13 protein-coding genes are annotated in these 19,657 nt (G+C 62.8%); 9 read left to right on the forward strand and 4 right to left on the reverse strand.

Annotated features, from left to right (window positions below; translation table 11 throughout):
* Positions 1 to 3 precede the first annotated feature (3 nt).
* Positions 4 to 1,935 carry a protease modulator HflK gene (hflK, locus tag JFV30_RS28790; protein ID WP_201125751.1) on the reverse strand — a complete coding sequence of 644 codons (1,932 nt, stop codon included), beginning with the start codon at positions 1,933 to 1,935 and terminating at the stop codon, positions 4 to 6.
* 184 nt (positions 1,936 to 2,119) lie between these two features.
* Between hflK and JFV30_RS28795 the strand changes: the two genes are divergently transcribed.
* Genes JFV30_RS28795 through JFV30_RS28820 form a run of 6 tightly spaced genes read left to right on the forward strand, consistent with a single transcriptional unit; the run spans position 2,120 to position 7,804 of the window.
* A complete protein-coding gene (locus JFV30_RS28795; protein WP_201125752.1) occupies positions 2,120 to 2,740 on the forward strand; it encodes a CDP-alcohol phosphatidyltransferase family protein in 621 nt (206 codons plus the stop codon).
* Positions 2,741 to 2,750: 10 nt separating this feature from the next.
* A complete protein-coding gene (locus JFV30_RS28800) occupies positions 2,751 to 4,505 on the forward strand; it encodes a bifunctional alpha/beta hydrolase/class I SAM-dependent methyltransferase (RefSeq protein ID WP_201125753.1) in 1,755 nt (584 codons plus the stop codon).
* A 3-nt stretch (positions 4,506 to 4,508) separates the two neighbouring features.
* Positions 4,509 to 5,807, forward strand: a complete 1,299-nt coding sequence (locus tag JFV30_RS28805; protein WP_201125754.1) for a phosphatase PAP2/dual specificity phosphatase family protein — start codon at positions 4,509 to 4,511, stop codon at positions 5,805 to 5,807.
* The gene (locus JFV30_RS28810) at positions 5,797 to 6,240 is read left to right on the forward strand and encodes a hypothetical protein (RefSeq protein WP_201125755.1); all 444 of its coding nucleotides are present in this window, start codon (positions 5,797 to 5,799) and stop codon (positions 6,238 to 6,240) included. Before JFV30_RS28805 ends, JFV30_RS28810 begins: the two co-directional genes overlap by 11 nt.
* Before the next feature lie 9 nt (positions 6,241 to 6,249).
* Complete coding sequence (locus tag JFV30_RS28815; protein ID WP_201125756.1) at positions 6,250 to 6,870, forward strand: lysophospholipid acyltransferase family protein; 621 nt, start codon at positions 6,250 to 6,252, stop codon at positions 6,868 to 6,870.
* Between the two features lies 1 nt (position 6,871).
* Positions 6,872 to 7,804 carry a phosphatidate cytidylyltransferase gene (locus JFV30_RS28820; protein WP_003213523.1) on the forward strand — a complete coding sequence of 311 codons (933 nt, stop codon included), beginning with the start codon at positions 6,872 to 6,874 and terminating at the stop codon, positions 7,802 to 7,804.
* A 195-nt stretch (positions 7,805 to 7,999) separates the two neighbouring features.
* Here the strand turns inward: JFV30_RS28820 and JFV30_RS28825 are convergent, their stop codons facing one another.
* Positions 8,000 to 8,473, reverse strand: a complete 474-nt coding sequence (locus JFV30_RS28825; RefSeq protein WP_029615789.1) for an Lrp/AsnC family transcriptional regulator — start codon at positions 8,471 to 8,473, stop codon at positions 8,000 to 8,002.
* Positions 8,474 to 8,618: 145 nt separating this feature from the next.
* Here JFV30_RS28825 and JFV30_RS28830 point away from each other — a divergent pair, with 145 nt between their 5' ends.
* The 3 genes from JFV30_RS28830 to pbpC all read left to right on the forward strand — a co-directional run bounded on the left by JFV30_RS28830 (position 8,619) and on the right by pbpC (position 17,449).
* Positions 8,619 to 9,248: a LysE family translocator gene (locus JFV30_RS28830; RefSeq protein WP_201125757.1), complete on the forward strand. Its 630-nt coding sequence runs from the start codon at positions 8,619 to 8,621 to the stop codon at positions 9,246 to 9,248.
* A gap of 79 nt (positions 9,249 to 9,327) precedes the next feature.
* Positions 9,328 to 15,171 (forward strand): alpha-2-macroglobulin, encoded by a 5,844-nt coding sequence (locus tag JFV30_RS28835; RefSeq protein ID WP_201125758.1) that lies wholly within the window; start codon positions 9,328 to 9,330, stop codon positions 15,169 to 15,171.
* Entirely contained in the window at positions 15,152 to 17,449 is a 2,298-nt protein-coding gene (gene pbpC, locus JFV30_RS28840; RefSeq protein WP_201125759.1) for a penicillin-binding protein 1C, read from the forward strand. Before JFV30_RS28835 ends, pbpC begins: the two co-directional genes overlap by 20 nt.
* On the opposite strand, the gene JFV30_RS28845 is transcribed toward pbpC, so the two are convergent.
* Positions 17,450 to 18,616, reverse strand: coding sequence for a hypothetical protein (locus JFV30_RS28845; RefSeq protein ID WP_201125760.1), 1,167 nt, complete (start codon positions 18,614 to 18,616; stop codon positions 17,450 to 17,452). It lies immediately after the preceding gene.
* Positions 18,613 to 19,194: a LemA family protein gene (locus tag JFV30_RS28850; protein ID WP_201125761.1), complete on the reverse strand. Its 582-nt coding sequence runs from the start codon at positions 19,192 to 19,194 to the stop codon at positions 18,613 to 18,615. Before JFV30_RS28850 ends, JFV30_RS28845 begins: the two co-directional genes overlap by 4 nt.
* Positions 19,195 to 19,657: the final 463 nt, after the last annotated feature.

Below are 19,657 nucleotides of genomic sequence, written 5' to 3' on the forward strand. Positions count from 1 at the left end.
TCCTTATTGAACGGCTTTACGCGGCACCGCAGGGTCGGCCGGTAAGGTAAAGGAACGCAGATCGATGGTCGGTGCGCCACTGGCGCCCAGGCGATGATCAAGAATGAGTAATTTGGCGTGGGCCAGGCCCTGGCTCAGTTGGCTCAGGTACTGCTCCAGCACAAACGCCTGGCCAGCTTGCTGGTAGGCCTTTTGTTCGGCGCTGAAGCGCAGGTCTGCCGCCTGGGCGCCAGCGTGAACCTCATGGGCCGTGGCCTGGGCCTGGTCGCGGGCGGTGCTGGCGAGCAGCAACGCCTGGTTAGTCTGCTCGCTGGCAGCGCCGCGCTCCCGGGAGATCAGCGCCTGGGCGCCGATCTGTGCCGCTTGCACCGCGTGGTAGGCGTTGGCCGCACCGGACGGCGGATGAATGGCTTCCACCACGGTGGCGAGGATTTCCACGCCGCTGTCGAGTTTCTTCAGGTCCGCCTGCACTGCCCGGCCAATTTCATCGGCGAGGCTGTTGCGTTGTTCGCCGAGTAATTCGTCGAGGGTGCGCGAGGCAAATTCGTGGACGAGGATACGGCTGGCGGTGCTGCGAATCAGCGTGGGTACATCGGCGCTGTTATAGGTGGCCGCGAGCGCGGCCTGGTCGGTCAGGCCGATGCGGTACACGAAGCGCACATCCATATTGACGATCTGGAAGCTCTGCTTGTCGCCGCTGCTGCTGGCGATCACCTGAGATTTATCATTCACGTGGCTCGCGTCCCACAGGCGATTGGCGATCAACGGCGCCGGACCTTCAGCGGGCGCGACGTCGGTGGCCGCCGCTTCGCCAACGCTGGTGGCCAGTTCATGGACCACGCCGTTTTCCACGTTCAGCACGCGGCCCAGCGGCCACGGCAAACCGGCATGCAGGCCAGGCCCGAAGACCTCCACCGGCTTGCCAAAGCGTTCATAAATCCCACGGCTTTGCAGGGCGACTTCATGCACACCGGTCAGCAACCAGCCTACGGCCAGCACCACCACCAGCACCGGCAGGAATGCCCGGCGCATGTAGGTAAAGGCCCAGATTTGCCGCAGGTCGATGCCGAAACGGTTGTGCAGTTCGTGCTGCAAAGCGAGCAACGGTTGTGGCGGCCAGCGCAGCATCCCGGCGATAAAACTCTGCGCCATCAGCCGTGGCTCAAGGCGCTCCTGGCGCGGGCTGAACAGCGACAGCAGGCCGCGTAACAGAAACTCCAGCGCCACCAGGGCCGGCAACAGGCCGATCAACACCGCCAGGCGTAACGGCCACACGGACTCTTCACCGGCAAACAACAGACAAATCGCACTGATCACCAGGCAGATAATCGCCACCCGGCTCAGTTGCGCCAGTTGCGCTGCTTCCGGCCATTGGGCGGTGCTTTCCTGGGCCATGCGCCGTTCAAACACCAGCAAACCGAACGCCAGCGCCAGAGCGATAGCCGCGCCCACGCTGGCAGCCTGGCCCACCGCTGCGGCGGGCAATGTCAGGTTCCAGAATTCCAGGACGCTGAACAGCGCCAACAACGACCAGCCGCACAGCCAAAACACCGGCGCGCCGATCTGCGTCAGCAAGCCGCTACCGACGCGGCCGAACAGGCGATTGAGCCAGCCTGGTTCTTCCTGTGGCAGCGGCTGTTCGATCAGCAGTGCCGCCGGTTCCTCCAGCGCCATGGCCCGCCAATCGGCGACCCACCAAGCCGATTGCAAACCGGCCACCAGCACCAGCAACGCCGAGGCACAGTTGATCAACACTACCGGCCAGATCGACAGCGGTGCAAACAGCGCCACAAACAGGGCCAGCATCCAGCCGCCGACCGCCAGCACCGTCAGGCCAATGCCGGCCTGCCTTAACCGGCGGGCATGAAACAACCCTTGCTGAAAACGCGGCAGCCCTTCGATGGCCACGTCATCAGCGTCCAGATCCACTCGCATCCCCAAACGCCCACCCAGAAACAATTAGTTACTCTATAACCCGGCGCGTGAAATTTTTGTTTGGTTTCACGGGGATAGTGACGAAACCCCCAGAAACCGGAGCCATCACTGGTTTCAGCCGTGATAAATCGGCACACTCCCCACAGTTTTTCGCGGGCTTACGGACAAGGAAGCGTCACTCCCCATGATTTCGATCTATCAGCTTAAACCGCGTTTTCAGAACCTGCTGCGCCCGCTGGTGCAGCGCCTCTACGACAACGGTACCACCGCCAACCAGATCACCGTGCTCGCCGGGGTGGTTTCCCTGCTGGTGGGATTGCTGATCGCCGGCTTTGCGCAACATGTGTGGCTGTTTGCGCTGATCCCGCTGTGGATGATCCTGCGCATGGCCCTCAACGCCATCGACGGCATGCTCGCCCGGGAATTCGGCCAGCAGTCGCGACTCGGCGCCTACCTCAATGAACTGTGTGACGTGATCGCCGACAGCGCGCTGATCCTGCCGTTTGCGCTGATCCCCGAAGTCAGCCTGGCGCCGGTGCTGCTGGTGACGCTGCTGGCGGTGTTCAGCGAGTACGCCGGCGTGCTCGGGCCGATGGTCGGGGCTTCGCGGCGCTACGACGGGCCCATGGGCAAGAGTGACCGGGCGTTTGTGCTCGGCGTGCTGGCCACCGGTGTGGCGCTGGGCTGGCTCGGTGCCGGTTGGGTCGATGCGGTGATGTGGCTGGTCGCGGCCTTGCTGGCCTACACCCTGGTCAACCGCGTGCGCCAAGGCCTCAAAGAAGAACAAACCTCCCCTTCTGCATAAGGATTTTGCGATGCGCGAACAGCAAGAGCACACCTTCAGCACCCATGACGGGGTGGCGCTTTTCTACCGTCACTGGCCCGCCACCGCACCGGCGGGCTTTGCGCCGCGCAAGGCGATTGTGCTGTTCCATCGCGGCCATGAGCACTCCGGGCGTATCGCCCACCTGGTGGACGAACTCAACCTGCCCGAATTCGACTTCTTCGCCTGGGACGCCCGTGGCCACGGCCAATCCCCCGGCGAACGCGGCGACAGCCCCAGCTTCGCCACCAGCGCCCGGGATGTGCAGACCTTCGTTGACCATATCGGCACCACCTACAGCATCGAGGAAGAAAACCTCGCGGTGATCGCCCAAAGTGTCGGCGCGGTGATCGCGGCGACCTGGGTGCACGACTACGCGCCGAAGATTCGTTCACTGGTGCTCGCCTCCCCCGCGTTCAAGGTCAAGCTCTACGTGCCCTTCGCCCGACCGGGCCTGGGGTTGATGCGCAGGTTTCGCGGCAACTTTTTCGTCAACAGCTACGTCAAGGCCAAGTTCCTGAGCCATGACCCGGAGCGCGTGGCGTCCTACGACACTGATCCGCTGATCACCAAGGCCATCTCGGTGAATGTGCTGCTGGGCCTGTACGAAGCGGCCGACCGGGTTGTAGCCGATGCCCAGGCGATCCAGGTGCCCACCCAACTGTTGATCTCCGGCTCGGACTTTGTGGTGCACCGCAAACCCCAGCAGCAGTTTTTCGACCGCCTCGGCAGCCTGAAGAAAGAACTGCACATCCTGCCCGGTTTCTTCCACGACACCCTCGGTGAACGTGACCGCGCCGTGGCCTTGAACAGCGCCCGGCGCTTTATCCTGCAGAACTTCGAGCACCCGCTGGACCGTGCCAACTTGCTGGATGCCGACAAAATTGGCCTGACCTGCGCCGAATCCGAATCCCTGGCCGCACCGTTGCCCCGCAACTCGCTGCGCGACCTGTACTGGCGCATGACCCGTGCCAGCATGGGCCTGGGCAGCAAGCTGTCGGATGGCGTGAAGCTCGGTTTCGACACCGGCTTCGACTCCGGCAGCACCCTGGATTACGTGTACCGCAACACGCCCACCGGCAAAGGCGGGCTGGGGCGGATGATCGACACCAACTACCTCAACTCCATCGGCTGGCGCGGTATTCGCCAACGCAAGTTGAACGTGGAAGAGCTGCTGCGCCTGGCGATGGGCAAGCTGCGGGAGGAGTCTCGCGAGGTGCGTATCGTCGATATCGCCGCCGGGCATGGTCGGTACATTCTGGAAGCCTTGCAGGGCGTTTCGCCGCTGCCGGAATCGATCCTGTTGCGGGACTACAGCGACATCAATGTGCGCGACGGTGGAGCACTGATTCGTGAGAAAGGCCTGGGAGACATCGCCCGGTTCGTCAAAGGCGATGCGTTTGACCGGGAAGACCTCGCGGCGCTTGAGCCCAAGCCGACGCTGGCGGTGGTGTCCGGGCTGTATGAATTGTTCGCGGATAACGCGATGGTCGGTGGCTCGCTCGCCGGTTTGGCCGAAGCTGTGGAGCCCGGTGGTTATCTGGTGTACACCGGCCAACCGTGGCACCCGCAACTGGAACTGATCGCCCGCGCCCTCACCAGCCACCGTCAGGGGCAGGCCTGGGTGATGCGCCGGCGCAGCCAGGCGGAAATGGATCAACTGGTGGAAGCTGCCGGTTTCCGCAAGATCACCCAACGCGTGGATGAATGGGGGATTTTCAGCGTGTCCCTGGCGCAGCGGGTCTGACCCATGCGTGAACCGGGCCTGTTAAAACCGGCGGTGCTGTGGCTGCTGCTGTTGGCGCCGCTGTTTTTCAGCACCTACGGCTTTGCCACGTGGGTCACCAGCCAGCGCAGCGACGTGGGCACCCTGGTGTTCGGCTGGGAAACCCATATCCCGTTCTGGGCCTGGACCATCGTGCCCTACTGGTCGATTGACCTGCTCTACGGTTTCTCCCTGCTGCTGCCCAGTACGCGCCATGAGCTGAAACAGCATGCCCTGCGCCTGCTGACGGCCCAGGTGATTGCAGTCACCTGCTTCCTGATCTGGCCATTGCGCTTCACCTTCGAACGCCCGGAGCTGGATGGCGTATTCGGCTGGCTGTTTGCGGTACTCGCCGGGTTCGACAAGCCGTTCAATCAGGCGCCATCGCTGCACATCGCCCTGCTGGTGGTGCTGTGGATAATGTACCAGCGGCATAGCCGGGGCCTGTGGCGCTGGCTGGTGCATGGCTGGTTCGCGTTGATCGGCCTTTCGGTGCTGACCACTTATCAACATCACTTTATCGACTTACCCACAGGCGCCCTCGCCGGCTGGCTGTGCGTGTGGCTGTGGCCGCTGGAACATCCGAGCCCGTTGCTGAATGCCCACCTGACCCGGGACCGGCAGCGTTGGCGCCTGGGGTTGCGCTATGGCATCGGGTCGTTGGTGTGTCTGATCCTGGCATTCAGCCTCGGTGGCGGCTGGTTGTGGCTGCTTTGGCCGGCGGTTTCCCTTGGATTGATGAAGGCGAATTATCTGGTGCTGGGCGTTTCGGGCTTTCAGAAGCGCGCCGACGGGCGACTCACTCCGGCGGCGCGCTGGTTGTTTGCGCCTTATCTGGCAGCAGCCTGGATCAATTCCCGCCTGTGGACGCGTCAACATCCACAGCCCGATCAGGTTGTGGATAACGTGTGGCTGGGGCGAATTCCCACAGCCAGGGAGCTGGACTCATTCAAAGCGGTGGTCGATCTGTGCGCCGAATTGCCGATTGATCCACAGGGCCGCGCCTATTACAGCCTGCCGGTTCTCGATCTCACGGCACCTACTGCGGCGCAATGCCTGGAAGCTGCCCAGGCCATTGAACGCCTACGCTCAGCCGGGCCGCTGCTGGTGTGCTGCGCCCTCGGTTACTCGCGCAGCGCCACCGCCGTGGCCGCCTGGCTGCTCCACACCGGGCGCGCAGCCAATGTCGACGAGGCGGTGGCTATTATTCATACAGCACGCCCGCGTGTGGTCCTGCATCCCGCTCACCGTGAAGCCCTGGAGGGTTTAACCCATGCCCGCTGACATGGAATTACAGGTCGTCGCCAGCCTGCTGCGCCGGGGTCGTTCCCTGGATCAGTTATCCACAGGCCTGACCTTGCTCGGCGTGCTGTTCGGCCTCGCACAACTGCTGATGGCCAGCATCACGCCAATCTGCCTGATCCTCAGCCTGTGGATGATTGTGCTCGGGCTGCTGCAAAAATACTGGGCGTTGCGGGTGGCCTTCGACGCCGACCTGTTCGCCCTGCTCGCCCGCGACACCGACCGTACACCCGACTTCGACCAGGCCATGCAAACCCTTGGCCTGCAATCCGCCAAACACGCGGGCCGGCCCTGGACCGAACGCCGTCGCGGCGCCCTGAAACTGTTGCGCAAGCAAGCCTACCTGCTGGCGGCGCAAGTGCTGCTGACCGTGGCCGTCATCCTGGCCAGCCCCTGGCTGCCCTTCGCCGGATAAGGAATCCTCATGTTCGAACCCGTGGTCGCCACCCTGATTACCTCCATGGCCCGCACCGTCACCGGCGCCCGCAGCCTGTGGCTTGGCTGTGCGCCCGTGCCGGTGCAACGCATCTATTACGCCAACCACAGCAGCCACGGTGATTTCGTGCTGCTGTGGGCATCGCTGCCACAGAACCTGCGTAAATTCACACGCCCGGTGGCCGGCAGCGACTACTGGAACACAAGCACCCTGCGCCGCTACATCATCAACCGCGTATTCAACGGCGTGCTGATCGACCGCGAGCGCAAGGACCCTGTGGATAACCCCTTGGCACCGATGCTCCAGGCCCTGGAAAACGGCGACTCGCTGATCATCTTCCCCGAGGGCACCCGCAACCTGGAAGACGGCCTGCTGCCCTTCAAAAGCGGCCTGTATCACCTGGCCAAGAGTTATCCACAAGCGGAATTGATCCCGGTATGGATCGCCAACCTCAACCGGGTCATGCCCAAGGGCCGCGTGCTGCCGTTGCCATTGCTGTGCACCACCAGCTTCGGCGCACCGCTGCAACTGGAGGACGGTGAAGACAAGGCACTCTTCCTCGCCCGCGCCCGCGACGCCCTGCTCGCCCTCGCCCCGGAGCATTCCTGACATGGATAGCCAAACCCTGATGTTGTTCGGCGGGATCGGCGCGATCCTGGTGCTCGCCTCACTGATCGGCCTGATCCTAAAACTGCGCACCCGTGGCACGCCCAACGCGGTGATCGACAACCTCAACGCCCGCATCAATGCCTGGTGGGTGATGGTGGTGGTGATCGGCATCGCCTTCTGGCTCGGCACCGGTGCGGTGATCCTGCTGTTCTACGCCGTGTCGTTCTATGCACTGCGGGAATTCCTCACCCTCACGCCGACCCGGCGCAGCGATTATCCGGCACTGGTAGCGGCGTTTTACCTGGCGTTGCCGCTGCAATACCTGCTGATCTACTTCGACTGGTACGGGCTGTTCTCGATCTTCATCCCGGTGTACGTGTTCCTGCTGCTGCCGATCCTTGCGTCCTTGGGCGGCGACAGCACGCACTTCCTGGAACGGGCATCGAAGGTGCAATGGGGGTTGATGATCGCGGTGTTCTGCGTGTCCTTCGTGCCGGCGCTGCTGACCCTGGACATCGTCGGCTATGAAGGCCGCAACCTGCTGCTGATCGCCTACCTGGTGATCGTGGTGCAACTGTCGGACGTGCTGCAGTACGTGTGCGGCAAGCTGTTCGGCAAACACAAGATCGCGCCCAACCTGTCGCCGTCGAAGACCGTGGAAGGCTTTGTCGGCGGGATTCTGCTGTCATCGCTGATCGGTGCGGCGCTGTGGTGGACCACGCCGTTCAATCCCTGGCAGTCGTTCCTGATTGCGCTGTTGATCAACCTGCTGGGGTTTGCCGGCGGGATCGTGATGTCAGCGATCAAGCGCGACCGGGGCGTGAAGGATTGGGGGCACATGATCGAAGGGCACGGCGGGATGCTGGACCGGCTGGATTCCGTGTGTTTTGCGGCGCCGATCTTCTTTCATCTCGTGCGCTATTGGTGGACCTGAGCCCCACCCCTCACCCCAAGTACCCGCAACCCCTGTGGCGAGGGGGCTTGTCCCCGTTGGGCTGCGCAGCAGCCCCAAAACGGGTGATGCGGTTCCGTCTGAAAAAGCGCGGTGACCTTATTGGGGCCGCTTCGCAGCCCAACGGGGGACAAGCCCCCTCACCACAAAGTGCTCCTCACCAACGCAATTCGATCATTAATTGGGAAGATGCCCCAACGGCAACGCCCCCGGCGTCTTCACTGTCTGAATCGCAAAGTTGCTGCGGATATCACTCACCCCCGGCAGCTTCAACAGACTCCCGGTCAGAAACCGCTCATACCCACGCAAATCAGGCACCACCACCTGCAGCAGAAAGTCCGATTCCCCCGACACCAGAAACGCCGAAATCACCTGGGGCAGCGCCGTCACCGCCAACCGAAACGCCTCCGCCTGTTCGTCGTTATGCCGCTCCACTTTCACCCCGACAAACACCGTCAGCCCCAACCCGACTTCATCCCGGTCAAGACTCGCCTGGTAACCACGAATCACGCCCGCTTCTTCCAGAAGGCGCACGCGCCGCAAGCAGGGTGAAGCCGACAGGCCTATCTCATCCGCCAGTTGCACATTGCTCAGGCGGCCATCTCGTTGCAGGGCTTCAAGAATCTTGCGGTCAAACGCATCCAGTTTCAGATTTGGCATAAGTGAAGTGTTTCGCCCAACATAAGTGGCAGATTGTGCCAAGACTAGACGCTTTTCCAGCTGACTACGCAAGCACCTGCCCCGGCCTTCGCCCCTAAAATTGCTCTACGAATCACGTACCACAAGGGGCAGGCACATGGCAGAACTCTGGTTGTTTTTAGTCGCGCTGGCGGTGGTGTACCTGTTGCCCGGCCCGGACATGATTTTGTTGCTGCAAACCGGCGCACGCCAAGGCAAGGCGATGGCACTGGCAACCGCAGCCGGTTTGGGCGTCGCCCGGGCCTGCCATGTGGCACTGGCAGGGATGGGCCTGGCGACGCTGTTCAAGGTCGCGCCCTGGACCTTCGACGTGGTGCGCCTGGGCGGTGCGGCGTATCTGCTGTGGATCGGCGTGCAGTGCCTGCGCGCCAACCTGCTGCCCAACCTGAACACCGAGGACGGCACCGCACCGGCCCACGCCTGGCGCGGAGCCTTCCAGCGCGGCCTGCTGACCAACCTGCTCAACCCCAAGGCACTGCTGTTCTGCTCCGTATTGCTGCCGCAATTCATCGATCCACACGGCGCATCGGTGACGGCACAGTTCGCCCTGTTAGGCGCGATTCTGGTGGCGGTCGGCCTGGCTTTCGACAGTTGCTATGGATTGGCCGGTGCCAGCATCGGCCGCTGGCTGGAACGCAGCCCGTCGGCCCAGCGCCTGCAACAATGGTTGTTTGGCAGCCTTTTGATCGGTTTTGCGATACGCCTCACCTTCGTACAGCAAGCCTGAGCTTTGCGGCGCATTTGCCGTCATCTTTTGTATCAAAGAGACGTGTAAGATACGCGACACATTGCCAGGGATGCTCACCATGTTTGATTCGTTAAAAGCGACCAGCCGCCGTTTTTTCGGGGCCTTGATCTCAGTGGTGAGTGTTCTGTTCAACGCCGTCCGATGGCTGGCGCGCAGCCTGTTCGGCCAATGGCAACCGCCGCGCTGGCTGCAAGCCACGGGGAACGGCCTGGTCAACGTCGGCCACAAGGCCCGGGCTTATCCGCGCCAGGCGGCCGGCGGAGTCCTGGCCCTGGTGTTGCTGGTGGCCGCCGGCGTGTATGGCTGGCACTGGTATTCCCACTTGCCGCAACCCCACACCGTGGGCTATTCGCTGCACAAGCCCAACCTGACGGATTACACCCAGCCGCAGCCGGTTGTGGATAACTTGCAGGTACGCTTCGCCGAATCCGTGGCACCGCTGGCGGCCATTGGCAAGCCGGTCACCGAAGGCATCACCCTCAAGCCTGCCATCGCCGGCGCCTGGCGCTGGGCAGATGACCGCAGCCTGGTGTTCACCCCGGAAAAAGACTGGCCCGTCGACGCCCACTACACCATTGACCTGGCCAAGAAGAACCTGTTGGCCGACGGCGTACTGCTGAGCCAATACAGCAGCCAATTCTCCACCCAGCCGTTCCGCGCCACCTTGGCGCAAAACGAGCTGTACCAGGACCCGAGCAACCCGACGCAGAAACAGCTGGTCGCGACCTTCCACTTTTCCCACCCGGTAGACGAAGACAGCGTACGCAAGCGCGCCTCGGTCACCCTGGGTAAAGGTTTGGCCTACCGCGACGCGCAACTGCCCAACCGTCCGGAAGTCACCTTCGACGAACACAAGCTCAACGCCTTTGTGCGCTCGGCTGCCCTGGCCACGCCGCTGGAAAGCACCCCGGTCAGTGCCAAGCTCGATGAAGGCCTCAAGGCCCGTGACGGCGGCAACGCCAGCGCTGCACCGTTGGTGGCCGAAGTCACCGTGCCCGGCCGCTATCGCCTGACCTTTACCGGCGCCGAAGTCAGCTTTGTGGACAACGAGCGCGGCGAGCCCGAGCCGGTGCTGATGTTCAGCAGTTCCAGCGCCGTGGCCGACGAGACCATCGCCAACAAGGTGCAGGCCTGGATGCTGCCGGAAAAAGCCGAGGACGATACCCGGCCCTGGAACCTGCAAGACATCGACGACAAGCTGCTGGCGAGCAGCACCAAGGTCAAACTGACCCACGTGCCGAGCGTCGAACCGCTGAATACCCTGCACGCCTTCAAATTCAAGGCCCCGCCTGGCCGCGCCCTGTATGTGCGGGTACCGGCCAACCTGGAAGCCATCGGCGGCTACCTGGCGAAAAACCCGACAGCCTCCCTGGTGAGCATGCCGGCCTATCCGCGCACGCTGCAGTTCCTGTCCGACGGCGCCCTGCTCAGCCTCACCGGCGAAAAACGCCTGGGCTTCATGGCCCGTGGCGTGCCCGGCGCCCATGTGGAAATCGCCCGTCTGCTGCCCAACCAGTTGCAACACCTGGTGGACCAGAGCAGCGGCAGCTTTGCCCGACCGAATTTTGCCAATGACTACTTCGACCGGATGGTGGAGCGTCAGAGCCTGGACATTCCGTTGTCGGCTGGTGACCCGTCCAAAACTGTCTACGACAACGTCGACCTGAGCAACTACCTGACGGCCAACGGCGGTCGCCGGGGCATTTTCGTGCTCAAGCTGAGCCCGCAGGACGACCCGGCTGATCGCACCTTCGAATACTCGCGCAACACCACCAGCGACCTGCGTTTTATCGTGGTCACCGACTTGGGCATCATCGCCAAGCGCTCCAGCGATGGCAGCCACGACGTGTACGTACAGTCCATCGGCAACGGCTCGCCGGTGTCCGACGCCCAGGTCGATATCATCGGGCGCAACGGTTTGCCGGTCGCCAGCGGCCATACCGACGCCGAAGGCCATGCGCACTTTGCCAAGCTGGACGAACTGCGCCGCGAGAAAACTCCGCTGATGTATGTGGTCAGTCGCGGCAATGACCAATCGTTCCTGCCGATTGCCCGTCAGTCCCAGCAGCTGGATTTGTCGCGCTTTGATGTCGGCGGCCTGGAAGAAGACGGTGCGATCAATCGCCTCAGCGCCTACCTGTTTACCGACCGTGGCCTGTACCGACCCGGCGAAACCGCGCACCTGGGCATGATCGTGCGCAGCGGCGACTGGAAAGGCGCGCTGCAAGGCCTGCCGGTGGAACTGCAAATCACCGACCCACGTGGCCTGGAGGTGATTCGCCAGCCACTGAAGCTCTCCGCCAGTGGCTTTGAAACCTTTGATTTCCCGAGCAGCGAAGTGGCGCCTTCCGGCGATTACACCGCGACCCTGCAACTGATCGGCGAGAAGCAGCGACGCACGGACCTGGGCAGCGTCAGCTTCAAGGTCCGCGACTTTGAGCCGGACCGCATGAAGGTCAGCCTGAGCCTGCACGACACGCCAGTGCCGGGCTGGATCCCGCCGGACCAGGTGGTGGCCAAGGTCACCGCCATGCACTTGTTCGGCGCGCCGGCGGCGGGCCGTCGTGTCACGGCAAAAATGTCCCTGAGCCCGACGCTTGCGGCTTTTGATCGCTACCCGGACTACCGCTTCCGCCTGAATGACTCGCTGGAAGAAGCCAGTTCCGAAGACCTGGCCGAAACCACTGTCGACGACAATGGCCAGGCCGTTCTCGACCTGAACCTGCAACGCTTTGCCAACAGCACCTACCGCCTGCAAGTGATGACCCAGGTGTACGAAGCCGAAGGCGGTCGCAACGTCGCCGCACAAAGCGCGTTGCTGGTCTCGGCGGCGCCGTACCTGGTGGGTGTGAAGAGCAAGGATTCGCTGTCGTTCGTCGCCAAGGACGCCCCGCGTGAGGTGCAATGGCTGGCCGTCGCGCCAGACCTCACGCCGGTCGCAGTCGACGGCCTGACCAGTGAAGTGGTCGAACACCGTTACGTCTCGGTGCTGGTGAAGCAGTCCAACGGCACCTACAAATACGAGTCGCGGATCAAGAACATCAGCCAGCCGGCCTCGCCGCTGGTGATGACCAAGGATGGCGCCAAGCAAACCCTGAACACCGGCGCCCCGGGGGATTTCACCCTGCAACTGAAAGACGCCAACGGCAACCTGCTGAACCAGATCGACTACAGCGTCGCTGGCAAGGGCAACACCTCACGCTCCCTGGAACGCAACGCCGAACTGCAACTGCGCCTGGATAAACGCAGCTACGCCACCGGTGATGAAATCGCCATCAGCATTCGCGCGCCGTATACCGGTGCCGGGTTGATCACCATCGAGCGGGACAAGGTCTACACCCAGCAGTGGTTCAAGGCCGACAGCACCAACAGCGTGCAACACATCCGCGTTCCTGCGGGGCTTGAGGGCAATGCCTACGTCAACGTGCAGTTCGTGCGGGACATCGGTTCGTCCGAGGTCTACATGAGCCCGCTGTCCTACGGCGTGGTGCCGTTCAGCATCAACCTGGACGCGCGGCGCATGGCGCTGAAAGTCGAAGGCCCGGCGAAGATCGAGCCGGGGCAGACCCTGGACATCAAGGTCAACGCCGACCGCCCGGGCCGCGCAGTGGTCTACGCGGTGGACGAAGGCATCCTGCAAGTGGCGCGCTACCAGACGCCGGACCCGCTGGGCTTCTTCTTCCAGAAGCGTGCGCTGGAGGTTGGTACCAGTCAGATCCTTGACCTGATCCTGCCGGAATTCAGCCGCCTGCTCAGTGGGGCTGCGCCCGGTGGCGATACCGAAGGCGCCCTGGCCAACCACCTCAACCCGTTCAAGCGTAAACATCAGCCGCCAGTGGCCTGGTGGTCTGGCCTGGTGGACTTGCCGGCCGGTGAAACCGTATTGCATTACCAGGTTCCGGACAGCTTCAACGGCAAGCTGCACCTGTTTGCGGTGGCCGTGGACAGCGACAGCGTAGGCGTCAGCGAGGCCAACACCGAAGTGCGCGGGCCGCTGGTGATCACCCCGAACGTGCCGGCTTTTGTCGCACCGGGGGATGTGTTCAGTGTCAGCGCCGGGGTGTTCAGCAACCTGGAAGCCGCAGCCGACGTGAAGTTTGAAGTGCAGACCAGCGATGGCTTGCAGGTGCAGGGCGACAAGGCCAGCACCCTGGCGCTGCAACCGCGCAAGGAAGGCGTCGCCGAGTTCAAGATCAAGGTCGGTGAAACCCTCGGCTCGGCAGACTTGCGCTTCGTCGCGGTGCTGCCGGATGGCAAGCGGATCCAGGTGACGGAAACCACGTCGATCCGGCCATTGAGCGAGCATCGGGTGGCCCTGAGCCTGGGCCGTTTCGACAGCGCCAGCAAAGAGCTGAAGCCGACCCGCGAGTTGTTCGGCCAGTTGCGCGATGTGCAATTGGGCGTCGCCGCTTCGCCGCTGGTCTGGGCCAATGGCCTCAAGCATTACCTGGATGACTACGGCTACGCGTGCACCGAGCAATTGGTGTCCAAGGCCATGCCGGCGTTGATCTGGGGCGGTAACGCACCCGAGGCCGAGCAGGCCTTCAGCGGCGCGGTGCGCATGCTGCGTCAGCGGCAGAACCAGGCCGGTGGCTTCGGTTTGTGGGCGGCCAACCCGGACGTGGCGCCGTACGCCAGCCTGTACGCCACCGACTTCCTGATCGAAGCCCGGGAACGCGGGTTGCCGGTGCCGGAAGACTTGCTGCAGCGTTCCAACGCGTACCTCACCGACCTGGCCAACGGCCCGAGCGAAGGCCTGTCGGAATTGCGCAACCGCGCCTACGCCAGTTACCTGTTGAGCCGTCAGGGGATTCTGGTGAGCGGCGCCTTGAGCGATATCCGCGAGCGCTATGAAAGCTACTTCAAGGACACCTGGCAGAACGACATTGGCGCCGCGTACCTGGCCGCCAGCTACAAGCTGCTCAAGCAGGATCGTCAGGCCGATGCGTTGTTCCGCAAGGTGCCATGGCTTTCCCTGTCGGATAAATGGGACAGCGACGGCCTGTATTACGACCCGCTGGTGCACGACGCCGAGCACCTGCACTTGCTCGCCCGGCACTTCCCCGAGTTGCTCGACGATGTGCCGGCCAGCCTGCTGGATAAACTCGGCAAGCGCCTCAACGAGCAACGCTACAACTCGCTGTCGGCGGCACTGTTGCTGCGGGCCCTGGACAACTATGGCCAGCGCGCCCAAAGCGACATGACCCTCAAGGCCACCGCGTGGCTCAGCGACAAGCAGCAACAGTTGTTGCAGATGGCCGGCCAGCCGCCACGTGCAGCGGTGCCTGCCGGTACGCAAAAACTGCAGATGGAAAAATCCGATGGCCCGGCGGCGTTCTACATGCTGAGCGAAGCCGGCTATGACAAGGGCGCCAACCTCAAGCCGATCAACAACGGCCTGGAAGTCATCCACGAATACCTCGACCTCAAAGGCAACCCGGTCAGCAAGGTCGCGGTCGGTGATGAGTTCCTGGTGCGCCTGCGCTTGCGGGCCACCGACCGTGATCAGGTGCAGCAAGTGGCCGTGGTCGACCTGCTGCCGGGCGGCGTCGAGCCTGTGTATAACTTGCCGCCGGAGCCGGAAGCGGCCAGCAGCGAGGAAAGCGAAGGTGACGATTCGGAGTACGTTGAAACCAGCGAAGACACCGAGGAAGCCGACGCCTGGCAAGCGCCGATCGGCGAGACCGACCTGAGCAACTGGCAGCCGGACTACGTCGACGTGCGCGATGACCGAGTGGTGTTGTACGGCACCGCCCTGCGGGATGTAGGCACCTTCGTGTACCGCGTGCGCGCCACCAACGCCGGTACCTTCAATACGCCACCGGCCTACGCCGAGGGCATGTACGAAACCACCCTGCAAGGACGCGGCAAAGTAGGCCAGCTTGAAATTACCAAGCCTTAAACGCCTGACGCCGCTGCTGGCAGCGGCGTTGATCCTGGCGGGGCTGCGATTGTGGCCCCATGCACCGCTGGAACAGGCCGCCACCTCCTCACGGGTGGTGCTGGCCGACGACGGTTCGCTGCTGCGCATGACCCTGGCGGCTGACGGGCAATATCGCTTGTGGCTACCGCTGGAGCGGATTTCTCCGTCACTGGTTGAAGCGCTGCTGCTCAAGGAGGACCGCAATTTCTACTGGCACCCGGGGATCAATCCCCCGGCCTTGCTGCGGGCGGCCATGGCCACCTACAGCGGCGGCCAGCGCCAGGGCGGCTCGACGTTGAGCATGCAGTTGGCCAGGCGCCTGTGGGATCTCAACACCCGCCAGGTGCCCGGCAAGCTGGAACAGATGGCCCTGGCGTTGTGGCTGGAGGGGCGTTACAGCAAGCACGACATTCTGGAGGCCTACCTCAACCTGGCGCCCATGGGCGGCAATATCGAAGGCGCCGAGGCGGCCAGCCGGATTTACTTTGGCAAGTCGGCGGCGCAATTGTCGTTGTCTGAAGCGCTGGCGCTGGCCGTGATTCCCCAACAGCCCGGTCGCCGCGCACGCTTCGGGCCCTCGCTGCAAACCGCCCGGCAGCGGCTGATGGCGGACTGGCGGGAAACTTATCCACAGGACCCGCGTAACGACAGTTTGCTGGACCTGCCCCTGGAAGCCCGCAACCGCCAGCAGATCCCGTTTCTGGCGCCGCACTTGAGCGAACAGTTGCTGGCCTCGCAAACCGGCAACGAGTTGAACAGCACCCTCAACCTGCCGCTGCAGCAATTACTGGAACGCCTGATCACCGGTTTCATTGCCGAGCGCCGCAGCAGCGGTGTGGAAAACGCCACGGCGATCCTGGTCGACAGCCGCGACCAGAGCGTAAAAGCCCTGGTGGGCTCGGCAGATTACTTATCCACAGGCATCCACGGCCAGGTCAACGGCGTGCTGTCGCGCCGCTCGCCGGGCTCTACCCTCAAACCATTCCTGTATGGGCTGGCGCTGGACCAAGGGGTGATCCACCCCATGAGCATCCTCAAGGACATGCCGAGTAATTTCGGCTACTTCCAGCCGGAAAACTTCGACGGCAGTTTTGTCGGCCCGGTGACAGCCCGCGATGCGTTGATCCGCAGCCGCAATATCCCGGCGGTGTGGCTGGCCAGTCAGACCCGGTCGCCGTCACTCTATGGACTGCTGCAACGCGCCGGCATCAAGGGCCTGCGCGGCGAGAGCCATTACGGCTTGGCGCTGGCCCTGGGCGGCGGCGAGATGACGCCCGAGGAGCTGGCGCGGCTGTATGTGATGTTGGCAGGTGACGGGCATTTACGGCCCCTGCGCTACTTGCAGGAGCAGCCGCAAACCACCGGCGCCCCGCTACTCACCCCGCAGGCTGCGTTTATGGTGCGCGACATGCTGCGGCGCAACCCGCGCCCGGACGGGTTGCCGGGACGCCACTGGCGCACGGCCTGGAAGACCGGCACCTCCTGGGGTTTTCACGATGCGTGGAGCGCCGGCCTTGTAGGCCCGTACGTGCTGGTGGTGTGGGTAGGTAACTTTGACGGCCGTCCGAATCCGGAATTCATCGGCGCGAAAACCGCCGCACCGCTATTTTTCCGCATCGCCGACGCCCTGCCCCTGGCCTTGCCCAACGTGGTGATCAAACCCGACAAGCCACCCGCCGGGCTGATCCGCATCGATGTCTGCGCCGCTTCCGGCGAGTTGCCCAACCGCTGGTGCCCGCGCACCCGCAAGACCTGGTACATCCCCGGCGTGTCACCGATTCGCGTGTCCAACCTGCACCGCCCGGTGCTGATCGACACCCGCAGCGGCAAAGCCGCGTGCCCGCCGTTCGACCCGCAGTACACCCGTGAAGAAGTCTTCGAATTCTGGCCCAGCGATGTGCAGCGGCTGTTCCGCGCCGCCGGACTGCCACGGCGCACGCCACCGAATGTGCAGAAAAGCTGCCAACCCAATCGAATCGGCGACCAGAGCGAAGCGCCGCAGATCCGTTCGCCGCTGACCCAGGTCAGCTACCACCTGCGCCTGTCACAGCCCCAGGAAAGCATTCCGCTGAACGCCAACGCGGCCAGTGATGCGCTGACGCTGTATTGGTTTGCCGACCAGACCCTGATCGGCCAGGGCCCGCCGCAAACCACGCTGAACTGGCGGCCGGGTAAATCGGGGGAGTACCGGCTGCGGGTCACTGATGATCAGGGGCGCAGCGCGAGCCGGGGCTTGAAAGTGGAGTTCGTGCCCTGATCAGGCGTCTTCGTCGCCAAAACCGGCGGCGCCTGCGTCTTTTGTAAAATGCTTGTACGCCACCCCGAGCTTGCGTTGCTCAAAGATCGAGAACACCAGGGTGCCCAGCAGAATCATCATCCACACCAGGAACACCTTCATGGTGTCCACCTGGGCCACCACCAGCAACAAGGTCACCACGCCGCCAATCACCATGCCCAAACCCATCCAGGCGCCCAGCACACGGCCTACCGCCAGGCGCATGCCCTTGGGCAGCAAGAGTCGCAGTGCAAGCAACACCACAAACATCGACAGCAAGAACCCGAACGCGGCCATGAAAGGAATCACGAAGCCGTTGTCACGGTACAACCAGGCCAGGAATCGATAGAACGGATTCAGGGTCGCCATTTGCTGATAGGTGGCGGGTCCCGGCAAATGCAGTTGGGCAAAATGCTCCGGAGTCATGGCCATGATGCCAACACCGATCAACCCCACCACTACCGCGTAGAAACCACCGGCGCGCCACAGCGGCGCCAGCACCCGGCGGTTTTCCACCTCCTTGGTCTCGGCCAGGCCGAACACCGCGTCACGCTGCCTGCCTCGGGCAATCACCGTCTTGCCGTCACGCTCGCCGGCGTCGCCAATCAGCATCACCTGCATGTCCTGGGTGAGGAGGAGTTCGCCCTGGCGGCGAGAGTTGCTGATCCATTCATGGTCGTCAGGACGCTTCTTGCCGAACAGGTCGATGCCTTCGGCAATCACCGTCACTTCACCGGTGGCGTCCTGCAGGCGGAAGTCATTGCAGCGGGCCTCGGCAGACACCTGGCTCCAGCTCCAATCGCCGTCCTTGTCTTTGGTGCCTTCCTCAATGATCCACACATAGCCGGCACAGGGTTTGCCGTTGACCGGAGAGATCAGCGGCGTGTCGACGATCACCTTGCCGTTCACCTCCACCAGGCCCATAGCCAATGAGCGTATCTGGCTGGTGGCCAGGCGCTGTTCGGTGCGATAGAAGTTGGGACCGAAGCTGGCCAGCAGGCCGATCAGGATGCAGACGGGAAAAAACAGCGCCACCAGGATCGTCGGCGCGTAGACCATCAGGCCGATGAAGCCGGCGAGAAAGACCAGTGCCACCAGGGTTTTCCAAGCCGGCTTTTTCGCGACAACGCCCGCCTGAATGGTTTTCATGCCCCCGGCACCTCAAGCTTCACACCGTCGTAGCGGGTCTCTTCGGCGGTGATGGCCAGCAGCGGGATACGTTGGTAGCCGAGCATCTTGGCAAAGAACAGATCAGGGAAAATCGCGATGGCGATGTTGTAGAGGTTGACCGACTCGTTGAAGAACTCGCGGCGGTCGGCGATGCGCTCTTCCACCGCCGAGATCGCCTGCTGCAACTCGACCATGTTGGGGCCGGAGATCAGCGTCGGATAATTCTCGGCCACCGCAATCACCGACTTGAGCGCCGTATTGAGCTGGTTGGAGGCGTCGACCTTATCGGTGAGGCTACTGGCGTTGAGGTAGGCGTTACGGGCGTCGCTGAGGCGGGTGAACAATGCGTTCTCATGGTTCATCGCGGTTTGCACCACGCGCATCAGGTCGGGAATCTGGTCAGCCCGTTGCTTGAGCAGCACGTCGATGTTGGCGAAGGCTTTATCCACATCGTTGCGCCGCATCACCAGGCCGTTGTAGACCCCCACCAGCCAACCGACCAGGCCGACGACAATAATCAGCACGACGATACCGGCGATCAGCAGTTCTATGTTCATGGTGGCGGCATTCCCTGGCTAGTTATCCACAGGGCGCATTCTAGGGGTAAAGCGGGGGAATACTCCCGGAATTAGTCCACAGAAACGGCAAGAGCCGATGCCCGGTAGCCTGAAAAAGCAAAACCCCCGAATATCGGGGGTTTTGTGACGAAACAATAAAGATTGTCACAACGCCCCGCATAATTCGCGGCCTGCAGGGCAGCCCTAAGATATTGCTCTGATAATAAAGACTGTCACAAATCTTGGTTTCGCCAAAAAATGACATCCATTGCAAACAATAAAGCTTGTCACAAATGTCGAGCCGGTGCCGATTGCCAGCGCTGGATTTTTACCGATTATTTTTGGGTTAGCGTAGTGGCGGCAACTGCGTCAATTTCGGATCAGCAGCAAATCCTGCTCGGTAGAAGGCAAGCATTGCTTCGACCCGATCGAACATCAGAATTATCCTAGTTTTCGCACAATG

The sequence above is a fragment of the Pseudomonas sp. TH32 genome, assembly GCF_016650855.1.
GTDB lineage: Bacteria > Pseudomonadota > Gammaproteobacteria > Pseudomonadales > Pseudomonadaceae > Aquipseudomonas.